This is a genomic window from Devosia sp., assembly GCF_036563435.1.
Lineage (GTDB): Bacteria > Pseudomonadota > Alphaproteobacteria > Rhizobiales > Devosiaceae > Devosia.
The window spans coordinates 31777-44245 of sequence record NZ_DATCMJ010000013.1 but is presented as its reverse complement, the minus strand read 5'-3'; the positions used below and the strand labels follow the sequence as shown (position 1 = coordinate 44245).

At 63.5% G+C, this 12469-nt stretch carries 12 protein-coding genes; 2 read left to right on the top strand and 10 right to left on the bottom strand.

The features are described 5' to 3' along the window. Window positions 1-8 precede the first annotated feature (8 nt). Window positions 9-929, bottom strand: a complete 921-nt coding sequence (locus VIL88_RS08045) for a 2-dehydro-3-deoxygalactonokinase (protein WP_331987593.1) — start codon at window positions 927-929, stop codon at window positions 9-11. A 262-nt stretch (window positions 930-1191) separates the two neighbouring features. Between VIL88_RS08045 and VIL88_RS08040 the strand changes: the two genes are divergently transcribed. Together VIL88_RS08040 and VIL88_RS08035 are read left to right on the top strand one after the other, a co-directional pair. Beyond that, entirely contained in the window at window positions 1192-3000 is a 1809-nt protein-coding gene (locus VIL88_RS08040) for an IlvD/Edd family dehydratase (protein ID WP_331987591.1), read from the top strand. A 110-nt stretch (window positions 3001-3110) separates the two neighbouring features. Further along, on the top strand, window positions 3111-3425 hold the full coding sequence (locus VIL88_RS08035; RefSeq protein ID WP_331987590.1) for a GFA family protein: 315 nt from the start codon (window positions 3111-3113) through the stop codon (window positions 3423-3425). Between the two features lie 78 nt (window positions 3426-3503). On the opposite strand, the gene VIL88_RS08030 is transcribed toward VIL88_RS08035, so the two are convergent. The 9 genes from VIL88_RS08030 to VIL88_RS07990 form a co-directional block, all read right to left on the bottom strand. After that, a complete protein-coding gene (locus VIL88_RS08030) occupies window positions 3504-3710 on the bottom strand; it encodes a cold-shock protein (protein WP_092185213.1) in 207 nt (68 codons plus the stop codon). A gap of 340 nt (window positions 3711-4050) precedes the next feature. After that, window positions 4051-4764 (bottom strand): transcriptional repressor LexA, encoded by a 714-nt coding sequence (gene lexA, locus VIL88_RS08025; protein WP_331987588.1) that lies wholly within the window; start codon window positions 4762-4764, stop codon window positions 4051-4053. Window positions 4765-4870: 106 nt separating this feature from the next. After that, entirely contained in the window at window positions 4871-6073 is a 1203-nt protein-coding gene (gene glp, locus VIL88_RS08020) for a gephyrin-like molybdotransferase Glp (protein WP_331987587.1), read from the bottom strand. Next, window positions 6070-6546 carry a cyclic pyranopterin monophosphate synthase MoaC gene (gene moaC / locus VIL88_RS08015; RefSeq protein ID WP_331987586.1) on the bottom strand — a complete coding sequence of 159 codons (477 nt, stop codon included), beginning with the start codon at window positions 6544-6546 and terminating at the stop codon, window positions 6070-6072. Before moaC ends, glp begins: the two co-directional genes overlap by 4 nt. Next, complete coding sequence (gene trpC / locus VIL88_RS08010) at window positions 6546-7358, bottom strand: indole-3-glycerol phosphate synthase TrpC (protein WP_331987584.1); 813 nt, start codon at window positions 7356-7358, stop codon at window positions 6546-6548. The genes moaC and trpC overlap by 1 nt, the downstream gene beginning before the upstream one ends. Then, a complete protein-coding gene (gene trpD / locus VIL88_RS08005; protein WP_331987583.1) occupies window positions 7358-8377 on the bottom strand; it encodes an anthranilate phosphoribosyltransferase in 1020 nt (339 codons plus the stop codon). The genes trpC and trpD overlap by 1 nt, the downstream gene beginning before the upstream one ends. Then, the gene (locus VIL88_RS08000; protein ID WP_331987581.1) at window positions 8374-8973 is read right to left on the bottom strand and encodes an aminodeoxychorismate/anthranilate synthase component II; all 600 of its coding nucleotides are present in this window, start codon (window positions 8971-8973) and stop codon (window positions 8374-8376) included. Before VIL88_RS08000 ends, trpD begins: the two co-directional genes overlap by 4 nt. Window positions 8974-9054: 81 nt before the next feature. Beyond that, a complete protein-coding gene (gene trpE, locus VIL88_RS07995) occupies window positions 9055-10560 on the bottom strand; it encodes an anthranilate synthase component I (protein ID WP_331987580.1) in 1506 nt (501 codons plus the stop codon). 35 nt (window positions 10561-10595) lie between these two features. Further along, entirely contained in the window at window positions 10596-12467 is a 1872-nt protein-coding gene (locus VIL88_RS07990) for a peptidylprolyl isomerase (RefSeq protein ID WP_331987578.1), read from the bottom strand. Window positions 12468-12469: the final 2 nt, after the last annotated feature.

Below are 12469 nucleotides of genomic sequence, written 5' to 3'. Positions count from 1 at the left end.
ACTCCGGTTTAGGCAGCGTTGCTGCGCGCAGCCTTGAGGCCGGCGAGCACGATTTGGGTCGCGTCCTGCGGTGCGCCGCTGGCCCCGGCCATGGCGAGCACATCGGCATAAAGCGCGCAAAGGGCGGGGGAGCCGATCAGCGGAATCGGCTCGTTGCCCATGAGATGACGGTTGCTGCCCACTTCGGTTCCAATCAGCAGGCCCGAAAGATAGCCGGCGCACCAGTCCGGTTGACGCCCGGACAGGAGCGAACCGGCGCGCACTTCGAACAGCGTGCCGAGCAGCTGCTCTGGATGGGCAAGCCCGGCTTCCGCACCGGCGGCGAAGCCTTCCTTGCGCCCCGGCCCTTCGAGGTCGCCGCCCAGCGAGTGACGCAGCACGGAATGGGTGCGCAGCAACTCGAAAAGCTCCCCGGTCATGGCGGTGGAGAAGCGCTCGATCCGCGTGCCGGAGAGTTGCGCCCATTTCGAGTGGGTCCCGGGCATGCAGACCATGCCTGAATAGCCCGGCTGCAGCGACGCCAGGCCCAGCAGCTGGGTCTCCTCGCCACGCATGACATTGTCGCCGCCATTACGCTGGCAGACGCCGGGAAGAATAGCGGCTTTGATGTCACTGCGCCCGGCATCGGGAAACACGGCTCCGCGTCCGAGATCGCGAAGATCGGTGGGCGCTTCGAGATAGGGCGCTTCGAGCCAGCCCTGCCGGGCACCCGCCATGCCGCAGATCAGCACATCCAGCGGTGTCCCGCGGGTAGAGGAAACGTCTTCGAGCAACTCGGACAAAGCCATCGGAAACTCCTCGCGCGTGAGCTTCCCCATGCCCTTTGGCGAGGACTTCTCAAACAGCACGGCGCCGTCAGCAGCAATACCCCAGCCGCGCAGGTTGGATGTGCCCCAATCTATCGCGACCCAATCAACCGTATCCGTCACAACCACCCTCACTGCAGACAAACCGCCGCGACCCTAAAGGGTGCCTCTGGTTTCAGCCAGTCCATTTCTGCGACCGAATAGAGGGCGAATGGCACGACCCGGGTGGCCCGGTCTCCTCGTTTGGTAAGGTTGTACAGCCGAGCGCACCGGCAGCCTGTCATTTGTATGATTTTTTCTTCCGGAGGGCATTCACACCAGCATCAGCCATGTTAGAACGAGTCCAAACGCGGGCAGGCGCGCGCGGACTCAAGAGGATATTGAAATGACGGCAGACAACGCCGGATCGGCCCCAAAGAAACTGCGTTCCCGCGCTTGGTTCGACAATCCGGAGAACCCGGACATGACGGCGCTTTACCTCGAGCGCTACATGAATTTCGGCGTCTCGCGCGAAGAGCTGCAGTCGGGCAAGCCGATCATCGGCATTGCGCAGACCGGCTCCGACCTCAGCCCGTGCAACCGTCACCACATCGTGCTAGCCGAACGCGTGCGCGAAGGCATCAGGGAAGCCGGCGGTATCGCGATCGAATTCCCCGTTCATCCCATCCAGGAGACCGGCAAGCGTCCGACGGCAGGTCTTGACCGCAACCTTGCCTATCTGGGCCTGGTGGAAGTGCTCTATGGCTACCCGCTCGACGGCGTGGTCCTCACCATCGGCTGCGACAAGACCACCCCGGCCATGCTGATGGGTGCCGCCACGGTCAACATCCCGGCGATTGCCCTGTCTGTCGGCCCCATGCTGAACGGCTGGCACAAGGGTGAGCGTACCGGCTCGGGCACGATCGTGTGGAAGGCGCGCCAGATGATGGCCGCGGGCGAGATCGATTACGCCCAGTTCATTGAGCTGGTGGCCTCCTCGGCTCCCTCCACCGGCTACTGCAACACCATGGGCACCGCCACGACCATGAACTCGCTGGCCGAGTCGCTTGGCATGCAGCTGCCTGGTTCGGCTGCCATTCCGGCACCCTATCGTGACCGCCAGGAGATGGCCTATCGCACCGGCAAGCGCATCGTCGACATGGTGCACGAGGACCTCAAGCCCTCCGACATCCTCACCAAGGACAATTTCATCAACACCATCGTGGTGAACTCGGCCATCGGTGGCTCCACCAATGCGCCCATCCACATCCAGGCCATTGCCAAGCATATCGGCGTGGAGCTCGAGCTCGACGACTTCCAGACCTATGGCCACAAGGTGCCGCTGCTGGTGAACCTGCAGCCGGCCGGCGAGTATCTGGGTGAGGACTATTACCACGCAGGCGGCGTGCCGGCGGTGGTCAACGAACTCATGAGTCAGGGCCTGATCCGCGAGAACGCACCCACCGTCAATGGCAAGACCATCGGCGACAACTGCCGCAACACGCCGATCCAGGACGAAAAGGTCATTCGGCGCTTCGACAATCCGCTGAAGACCGACGCCGGCTTCCTCGTGCTGCGCGGCAACCTCTTCGACAACGCCATCATGAAGACCAGCGTGATCTCGAGCGAGTTCCGCGACCGCTATCTCAACAATCCCGAAAGCCCCGGCGCTTTTGAGGGCAAGGCGGTGGTGTTCGATGGTCCGGAAGACTACCATCACCGGATCGACGATCCGTCGCTCGAGATCGACGAAAACACCTTGCTGTTCATGCGCGGTGCCGGCCCGATCGGCTATCCCGGCGCTGCCGAAGTGGTCAACATGCGGCCGCCGGCATACCTGATCAAGAAGGGCATCCATTCCCTCGCCTGTATCGGCGACGGTCGCCAGTCCGGCACCTCGGGTTCGCCGTCGATCCTCAATGCATCGCCGGAAGCCGCGGCTGGTGGCAATCTCGCCATCCTGCGTACCGGTGACCGGGTGCGGATCGACCTCAACAAGGGCCAGGCCAATATCCTGATCTCGGACGAGGAAATCGGCCAGCGTCGTGCCGCGCTCGAAGCATCGGGCGGCTACAAGTTCCCCAAGCACCAGACCCCCTGGCAGGAAATCCAGCGTGGGATCGTGGGCCAGCTGGGCGAGGGCGCCATCCTCAAGCCGGCAGAGAAATACCAGCGCATCGCGCAGACGCATGGCGTGCCGCGCGACAACCACTAGTCGCAATCACTGAAGCCAAAGAGGCCCGCCAATGGCGGGCCTCATCGTTTGGAGGCGTTGAATGGCGGGAAACCCCATAGCCAGCTGTCACTGCGGGCGTGCAGATCACCTTGCCCACGGCGCCTGATGTCGTGGTGGAATGCAATTGCAGCCTTTGCCGCCGCTATGGGGTGCTCTGGGCCTATTACCAAGTCCGTGAGGTCAGCGGCCTGCCGGGGGCGGATGACACCGACATCTATGCCTGGAACGGCGAGCACGTGGACTTCCATCGTTGCCGCATCTGTGGCTGCGTCACCCACTGGGCGCCACGGGCGGCATCGCGGAACACGCTCGGCATCAATGCCAGGCTACTGGATCCGGACATGATTGCCGGCGCTCGAATGCGCCACAAGGACGGTGCAGGATCAGGCAAGTATCTCGACTGATACAAAGAAAAGGCCACCGCGAAGATCGCGGTGGCCTCGTCCGAGCAGCGCCGAAGCGCGCTCGCCAGATCTAGAAGACTAGAGCAGGGTCAGGTTGGTTGCCGATTCCTTGCCGTCACGGCCGGTTTCGAGCTCGTAGGTGACCTTGTCGTTCTCGTAGAGGCCCTGGAGGCCCGAACGCTGAACGGCGGAGATGTGGACGAAGGCATCCTTGCCGCCGTTTTCAGGCGAAATGAAGCCGAAGCCCTTGGTGGTGTTGAAGAATTTAACGGTGCCGGTGATCAGGGCCATGATAGTTTTCCTTTTGCTCGTAACGAGCGGCTTATCCAAAGGCAACATGCCAAAGGGACATAACGTTCGCATGGTAGAGAAGGAAGCCACGGACCGGCGAACCGGCAGCAGGCAGCCGACTTAGGCTGAAAACGTATGCGATATATGTGGCATGGAACTTTGTTGTCTGCAAGGTCTGCCGCAAACGACTTTTTAAGGAGCGTCCGGCTGCTCGGAAAAAGCACAGCGAACACTGGTGCTTGGAGCTCACTCCCCCAGCCGTTCCGCGGGCCAGCACAGCAAAACGGCCCCGCTGCTTGAAGCAACGGGCCGTCTCCAGCGATCTCTCACAGGCTCAATACTTGCGCAGCAGACCCACGAGCCGGCCCTGCACCTTCACCCGGTCGGGCGGGAAAATGCGCGTCTCATAAGCGGAGTTGGCCGCTTCCAGCGCCACGGTATTGCCCTTGCGCCGCAGCCGCTTCAACGTTGCTTCCTCGTCATCGACCAGAGCGACGATGATCTCCCCGGTGCTCGCCGCGTCCTGCTTCTTGATCAGCACGGTGTCGCCATCGAAGATGCCGGCCTCGATCATCGAGTCACCGCGCACTTCCAGCGCATAGTGTTCACCGGCGCCCAACATTTCGGGCGGCACCATGATGGTATGGGTGTGCTGCTCTATGGCCGAAATCGGCGTACCCGCCGCGATGCGGCCCATGACGGGAATGGACACCGGCCGGACCTGGTCTTCGCTGGAGGAGAGACGCGCCGGCGGCGACGCTACCTTGCCAAGATTGCCCTCGATTACTGCCGGTTCGAAGCGCGCCTTGCGGCCCCCGAGCGACGGGTTCATGGAGTCGGGGAGCTTGACGACCTCGAGCGCCCGTGCGCGGTTGGGCAGGCGACGGATAAAGCCACGCTCCTCCAGCGCCGTGATCAACCGGTGAATGCCCGATTTGGAGGCGAGATCGAGTGCGTCCTTCATCTCGTCGAAGGAGGGCGGGATGCCGCTTTCCTTCATCCGTTCGTGGATGAACATCAGCAGCTCGTGTTGTTTGCGCGTGAGCATGGGCCCCTCAGGGAGAGAATCGGAACGTAGGCAGAACAACCATACTTGTTCTAGTTATGTTCTGCAACTGCTCTGTTGGTGCAAATGTTGGGGCGTCGGCTGGCGCTCAGAACCCTGCGATGGGAAGCACTACGACAATAGAGCCGGTGGGCTGACCCGGATCGTTTTCCGGTTGTACAATCAGAAGATCCGATCCAGCCAGCGACGACGTATGCCCGCTGTCGGTCTGGGAGACCGGCATGACGCGCGGCCCGATCTTCGTCTGCACTAGTTGCCCGCGCATGAAGTGCCGGCGGGCCGTATTGGGAGGCGTGGGACCAGCGAGTGGTAACCGCCATGTTTCCTGTTCGCTGGCCCCCAGCCACTTGCGCAGCGCCGGTCGGATGAAGACAAGGGCGGTGACAATGGCCGACACAGGATTGCCAGGCAGGCCAAAGACGATCGTGCGCCCCCTGGTGCCGAACATCAGCGGCTTGCCCGGCCGCATGTTGATCCTCCAGAAATCTATCGAGACACCCAGCTGAATCAGAATGTCCTGAACAATATCATGATCACCGACGCTGGCTCCTCCGGTGGTGACCACGACATCGGGTTCTTCTGCGAACACTTCCGTTAGCTTCTGGCTCAGATCTTCCCGCGTATCGCGAGCAATGCCATGGTCGGTCACGCCTTGCGCATAGGGCGACAGCAGGGCATGGAGGCCGGCGCTGTTCGACGCCACGATCTGGTCGGGCCCGAGCGGGGAGCCGGGCGGGACGAGTTCGTCCCCGGTGGCGAGGAGCGCGATGCGTGGTCGCCGCGCCACGGTGAGCGCGGCAGCGTTGGCCGCTGCGGCAACCGCAATCTGCATGGGGGTAAGGACCGCGCCCGTCTTGACCAGTTCATCACCGGCCCGGAAGTCGTTGCCGAGGGGGCGTATGCTGTGGCCAAGCCGGGCAGGGGCGGTGAACGAGACGAGGTTCCCCGCCACCACCGCCTCTTCCTGCATGATCACCGTGTCGGCGCCTGCAGGCACCGGCGCCCCGGTAAAGATGCGCACCGCCTCACCCGGGTTGAGCGTGCCGCCAAAGCCTGCGCCAGCTTGCGAAGTGCCGACCACGTGCAGCTTTCGCCCAGGAGCGACATCTCCTGCCCGAACGGCGTATCCGTCCATGGCGCTGGCATCGAATGGGGGCTGGTTGTGGCTGGCAACGACCGGCGCCAGCAGGACGCGGCCATTCGCCTCGGCCAAGCCGACCTCCTCGGCCACCGGTTGGGGAACGCGCCGGAGGATGGCGGCGATCGCGTCTTCGACAGGGAGCAAGCTCATGGCCGGCTGAAGTTGCCGGATTTGCCGCCGGACTTTTCCAGCACGCAGATATCGGTGATGGTCATGGCTCGGTCGAGCGCCTTGGCCATGTCATAAAGCGTCAGTGCTGCCGTAGACGCGGCAACCAGTGCTTCCATCTCGACGCCGGTCTGTCCCGTCGTCTCTGCAGTCGCTTCGATACGAATGGCTGCCGCGCCATCCCCCATGATGTCGACACTCACCTTGGTCAGCGGAATGGTGTGACAGAGCGGGATCAGGTCGGCTGTCTTTTTCGCCGCCATGATGCCGGCGACGCGCGCCACCGCCAATGCATCGCCCTTCTTGAGCGCGCCACCGAGTATGGCGCTGATGGTCTCTGCCCCCGCATTGATCCGGGCCTGCGCCACTGCACGCCGGCGGGTGGATTCCTTGTCGCCGATGTCGACGATGTGCGCCTCGCCCCGCTCGTTGAGGTGGGTGAGCCCGCCGGCCATCACTGGGCCGCCTGGCTTGCACCCAGCAGCAAGGCCCGCGTTGCGGCAGTTACATCGGCCTGGCGCATCAGCGACTCGCCGACCAGGAACGTGCCGATGCCGGCCCGCTCCTCCAGCATGCGCACATGGTCATGGTTGACGATGCCGCTTTCGCTGACGAGGAGCGTGCCCTTGGGCACGCCGACGGCGAGGTTGATCGAAGTCTCGAGCGTCGTTTCGAAGGTGCGGAGATTGCGGTTGTTGATGCCGATGAACTCGGCGCCAAGCGCCAGGGCGCGGTCCAGCTCGAGCTGGTCATGCACTTCCACCAGCGCATCCATGCCCCATTCCTCGGCCGCATCGAGCAGGTAGCGCGCCACGTCATCGCCCACGGCAGCCAGGATGATCAGAATGCAGTCGGCACCCCAGGCGCGCGCCTCGGCCACCTGATAGGTTTCAAACAGGAAATCCTTGCGCAGCACCGGCAGGTTCGTTGCTGCCCTGGCCTCGATCAGGTAGCTGGGCGAGCCCTGAAAGCTCGGCCGATCAGTCAGCACCGAGAGGCAGGCAGCGCCTGCCATCTCATAGCAGCGGGCGATTTCCGCCGGATTGAAATCGGCGCGGATCAGGCCCTTGGACGGGCTGGCCTTCTTGACCTCGGCAATCAGGGCAAACTGACCCTGGCTGCGCTTGGCCTTGATGGCGCGGACAAAGCCCCGCGGCCCTGGCTGGTCATGCGCTTCGGCCACCACTTCAGCCCATGGCCGCATGGCCTTTGCTGCGGCGATTTCCTCTCGCTTGTAGGCTTCGATCTGCTGAAGAATATCGCTCATCAATCTTGTCCGTTGGAGACCGCCACGAGGCGGGCGAGAGTGTCTTTGGCCTTGCCGCCGTCGATGGTGGCACGCGCCATGGCAATGCCATCCTCGATGGTTGCGACCTTGTCGGCGACTAGGAGCGCCGCGCCGCTATTGAGGAGCACAGTCTCCCGGTAAGCGCCCGGTGCCCCATCGAACAGCGCGCGAATTGCGGCGGCATTGTCCGCCGGCTCGCCACCCAGCAGGTCTTTGGGGTCAGTCAGCTTGAGGCCCACCGCCTCGGGATGCAGTTCGAAGCTGCGCAGGTCACCACCGGCAATCTGGGCGACGAAATTGGGGCCCGAGGTCGAGAGCTCATCAAGGCCCTCGCTCGAATGCACCACCCAGGCCTTCACCGCGCGGTTGGCCAGAAGCGCCGCTGCAACCGGCTCCACCCATTGCTGGGAATAGACGCCGAGCAGGTAGCGCCGCACGCCAGCCGGATTGGACTGCGGGCCGAGGAGGTTGAACAGCGTGCGCACGCCCATCTCGGCGCGAGCCGGCCCCACATGGCGCATGGCCGGATGGTGGCTTGGCGCAAACATGAAGCCGATGCCGGCCTTGGCGATGGTGCGGCCAATCTCTTCCGGCGTCAGGTCGAGGCGAACGCCCAGCGCCTCCAGCGCCTGCGACGAGCCGGATCGCGATGACAGCGCCTTATTGCCATGCTTGGCCACCGGCACGCCGGAAGCAGCGACGACAATGGCGGTTGCCGTCGAAATGTTGAGGCTGCCCACGCCATCGCCGCCAGTGCCGACGATGTCGATGGCGTCCTCGGGTGCTGCCACCGGCACCATCTGCTCGCGCAGGATCGAAACGGCGGCGGCGATCTCGCCCACCGTTTCGCCCTTGATGCGCATGCCCATGAGAAAGGCGCCGATCTGGCTCGGCGTCGCTTCCCCGGCCATGATGATGCGCATGACCGAGCGCATTTCCTCGCCCGTCAGGTCGCGCCGATCCGCAATCTTGTTGAGTGCCTGCCGAATGTCCATCATGCGGCTCGCTTGCTGTTGAAGTCGCGGGCCAGGTTCAGGAAATTTTGCAGCAGCGCATGGCCGTTCTCGCTGGCGATGCTTTCGGGGTGAAACTGCACGCCATGAAGCGGCATGCTCTTGTGCTGCATGCCCATGATCAGGCCGTCTTCGGTGCTCGCGGTCACTTCGAGCACTTCGGGCAGGGTGTCGTCCTTGACGATCAGCGAATGGTAGCGGGTCGCTTCGAAGCCTGAATTGAGGCCCCGGAACAAGCCCTTGCCGGTGTGGTTGATCTTGCTGGTCTTGCCATGCACCAGATGGGGCGCCCGCACCACATCGCCGCCCATGGCCTGGCCGATGGCCTGGTGACCCAGGCAGACGCCGAGGATCGGGGTTGTGGAGGCAAAGCGGTCGATCAGCGCCAGGCAGATACCCGCTTCATTGGGCGTGGCTGGGCCGGGCGACAGCAGCACGGCTTCGGGGGCCATCTCGGCCACTTCATCGAGCGTGATCTTGTCGTTGCGGCGCACGGTGATGTCGGCGCCCAGCTCGCCCAGGAAATGGACGAGGTTATAGGTAAAGCTGTCGTAGTTATCGATAACGAGGGTCTTGGTCATGATGGAGGTCCGGCGCTTGCAGGGGAAGGTGCTGTCGTCAGAACCAGCCCCGCCATCGCCGCACGTTTGTACTCTCGACCATCACTGCCCGATCCTCGCTTCACCGGCATAGCGTAGCGCTTCCTCGGCGGCGCTGAAAAGAGCCCGCGCCTTGTTTTCGCATTCGAGCTGCTCGAGCGCCGGCACACTGTCGGCGACGATTCCGGCCCCCGACTGCACGAAGAGCTTCCCGTCCTTGACGATGCCGGTACGCAGCACAATGCAGGTGTCCATCGTTCCGTCGGCGCTGAAATAGCCCACGCAGCCGCCATAGATGCCGCGGCGCGACTTTTCCAGCTCGTCGATGATCTCCATGGCGCGCACCTTGGGCGCACCCGAAACCGTGCCTGCCGGGAAACCGGCCGAAAGCGCATCGACGAAGTCATATTGCGGATCGAGAACGCCCACCACATTGGAGACGATGTGCATGACGTGGGAATAGCGTTCGAGAAAGAACTTGTCGGTGACCTTGACCGTGCCGGTCTTGCTGACGCGACCGACATCGTTGCGGCCCAGGTCGAGCAGCATCAGGTGCTCGGCCAGTTCCTTGGGATCGTTGAGCAACTCGTCCGCCAGCTCCTGGTCGCGCGTTGGCGTGGAGCCGCGCTTGCGCGTGCCGGCGATCGGCCGGATGGTGACCTCCCCGTCGCGCACCCGCACCAGGATCTCGGGGCTCGATCCGGCCACTGCGAAGTCGCCGAAATCAAGAAAATACATATAGGGGCTGGGATTAGTCCGGCGCAGCGCCCGGTAGAGCGCCGTCGGCGGCAGCGAGAAGCTTGCCTCGAAGCGCTGGCTCAGCACCACCTGGAAGATGTCGCCAGCCGTGATGTAGTCCTTGGCCCTCTGGACCATGTCGAAAAACTCGTCCCTGGACGTGTTGCTCGTCACCTCGATCGACGCAAGATCAGGCAGGGCTGGTGTCGCGGGCATGGGCTGGTTGAGACGGGCGATAGCGTCGTCGATCCGCGCTTCTGCCGCTTCGAACGCCTGCTTGGCCGACACGCCGTCCCGCACATAGACCGGTGCCGTCAGGTAAAGCTCATCCTTGAGCGTGTCGAAGATCGCCAGCAAGGACGGCCGCATCAGCATGGCTTCGGGCGCCCCAAGATGGTCAGGATTGCTGTTGGGCAGCACTTCCATGTAGCGAACCATCTCATAGCCCAGAAAGCCATAGACGCCCGCCGACTGCGGCGGCAGGCCTTCGGGAACATCGATCCTGCTGCCGGCAACAAGGCTCCGCAAGGCATCGAGCGGCCGATCGGGCAGGGGCTCGAAGGTCTCGCCGATCTGAGCCGCGCGGTTCATCGACGCAGTGCCGGCTTCCACCTTGAGGATGACGTCGGGCTGCGTGCCGATGATGGAGTAACGTCCGCGAACCGCCGCATCCTGCACGGATTCGAGCAGGAACGTGTTCTTGCGCCCCTGGGCAAGCTTGAGGTAGGTGCCGATCGGCGTCTCGAGATCGGCCACGATGCGACGCCAGACGATCTGCGCTTTTCCAGCAGCATATTGCTCGGAGAAACGCTGAAAGAAGTCGTCGCCCATTGTATGTTTCCGGTCCGGGATTGGCCGGCCTGCGCTTACAGGCCGGTATTGAGTGCCAGGGTCTGTTCCAGCGCCTGCTGGTTGATGGTCATGCGGGCATCGTCGCGCAAGGCCGAGACGAAGTCGCCGTAGAGGCCGACGCGGGCTTCGTTTTCAAGGCTGTCCGCGGCCGCCTGCTCGATGGGCGCCGACGCCTCTGTCGCCTCGGTCACCGCAAAGACGATGAAGTCGCCCGACTGGCTGACCGCGGAACCCCGATGCTCGGAACCGCCCGCAAAGGCTGCCGAAGCCACTGCAGCGTCGATGGTGCCGTCTTCCGAACCGAAGCGGGTAAAGGGGGCGCTGAGCTGCGGGAAAACATTGTAGGAGGCCGCGACGTCAGCAATGGCTTCGCCGTTCTCCAGCCGCTTCACGGCATCCGCCTGCGCAGCCATGATGGCATTGTTGGTGCGTTCCGCTGAAAGCGCCGTGGCAACTTCATCACGCACTTCGTCCAGCGTCTGGTCGCGCGCCGGCGCCACCGCATTGAGGTCGAACCAGAGGTTGCCGTTGCCAGCAAGACGGATGGCAGGGGTGAGCGAACCTTCGGTGGCCTTGAAGATGGCCTGCGCGACGCGGGGGCGATCTTCCTCCGCCAGGTCGGGAAGGACGTTCAGTTCGGCGCCGCCCGAGGTGACATCGGCTTCATAGAGGTCGAGGTTGAAGCGTTCGGCGATTTCCGACAGCGGCCGGAAGGCGGCGCGCAGTTCCTCGATCTGGTCTTCGATCTCGGCCAGTTCATTGCGCGCTTCGGCCAATGCCAGGTTGTTCCGGATCTGGTCGCGGGCCTCGTCCAGCGTGGGTTCGCCACCGCCTTCGACCGCCGACACATGAACGGCGCGCTGGCCGCCGATGCCGGGGATGACAACGAAGCTGCCCGGCGCGACGCTGAAGGCCGCCTGTGCAAGGTTGGCGTCGGTAATCTCCGCCTGCGACAGCGTGCCAAGATCGGTGGGCGTCAGGCCCGCGTCGGCAACTAGCGTCGCGAAGGGCGTGCCCGCGGCAAGACCTGCCTGGAAGGCTGCAGCTTGCTCGTCGTTGAGTGCCACCTGCTGGATGGTGCGGCGCTCGGCCTGCGCCAGGTTGCCCTTGGTGCGCTCGTATTCGGCCGAAATGGCCTCTTCGCTGATCGTCTTGGTCGCTGCCAGGTCGGCGGCGCTGAGACGCAGCATCTGCACGCTGCGGGTCTCAACCGTGCGGAACTCGGCCTGGTGTTCGACCAGATATGCTGCGAGTTCTTCTTCGGTCGGCGCAGCCGGCGTCTCGATATTGGTCTCGTTGAGCGTGAAATACTCGATGGTGCGCTGGTCGGCAGAGTAGCGATTGATCAGGTTGGCAGCAGCTTCGGGCAATTGCGTGTCGCCGAAGAGGCTGAGGATCAGTTGCTGGCGCTTGGCCGCTTCGCTCTGGTCGTTGAAATACTCCGCCTCGGTCAGGCCGCTCATCTGCAGCACCTGGCTGAAGCTCGAAGGGTCGAACACACCAAGGGCATTCTGGAACGAGGGGTCCTCGCGCAGCATCTTGCTGAGCTGGTCCTCGGAGACGCCCAGGCCGAAATCGTCAGCCACCTGATCGAGCACCGCATCCTGCGCCAAGTTCTGCAGCACCATGGAGGGCACGCCCAGACTGACCGCCTCTTCCGTCGTAGGAACGGAGCCGATCTGCTGCGCAACCTGGTTGAGCTGCATCTGGTATGCGCGGAGGAACTCGCGCGAGTTGATATCTTCGTTGCCGACTCGCGCTACGGTATTGCTGCCCAGGTCGGTGATGACATTGTTGATGCCGAAACCTGCAACGCCCACCAGCAGCAGGCCGCCCATGATTTTGCCGGGCCAGGATTTTGCAAAAACACGCAAACTATCGAGCATCT

What these genes read in the sequence shown, in the direction of transcription:
- trpD (WP_331987583.1), bottom strand. Translation starts at nt 8,377, where the DNA reads ATGATGGACATTCGGCAGGCACTCAACAAGATTGCGGATCGGCGCGAC.
- VIL88_RS07990 (WP_331987578.1), bottom strand. Translation starts at nt 12,467, where the DNA reads ATGCTCGATAGTTTGCGTGTTTTTGCAAAATCCTGGCCCGGCAAAATC.
- VIL88_RS08000 (WP_331987581.1), bottom strand. Translation starts at nt 8,973, where the DNA reads ATGACCAAGACCCTCGTTATCGATAACTACGACAGCTTTACCTATAAC.
- glp (WP_331987587.1), bottom strand. Translation starts at nt 6,073, where the DNA reads ATGAGCTTGCTCCCTGTCGAAGACGCGATCGCCGCCATCCTCCGGCGC.
- trpC (WP_331987584.1), bottom strand. Translation starts at nt 7,358, where the DNA reads ATGAGCGATATTCTTCAGCAGATCGAAGCCTACAAGCGAGAGGAAATC.
- moaC (WP_331987586.1), bottom strand. Translation starts at nt 6,546, where the DNA reads ATGGCCGGCGGGCTCACCCACCTCAACGAGCGGGGCGAGGCGCACATC.
- trpE (WP_331987580.1), bottom strand. Translation starts at nt 10,560, where the DNA reads ATGGGCGACGACTTCTTTCAGCGTTTCTCCGAGCAATATGCTGCTGGA.
- lexA (WP_331987588.1), bottom strand. Translation starts at nt 4,764, where the DNA reads ATGCTCACGCGCAAACAACACGAGCTGCTGATGTTCATCCACGAACGG.
- VIL88_RS08040 (WP_331987591.1), top strand. Translation starts at nt 1,192, where the DNA reads ATGACGGCAGACAACGCCGGATCGGCCCCAAAGAAACTGCGTTCCCGC.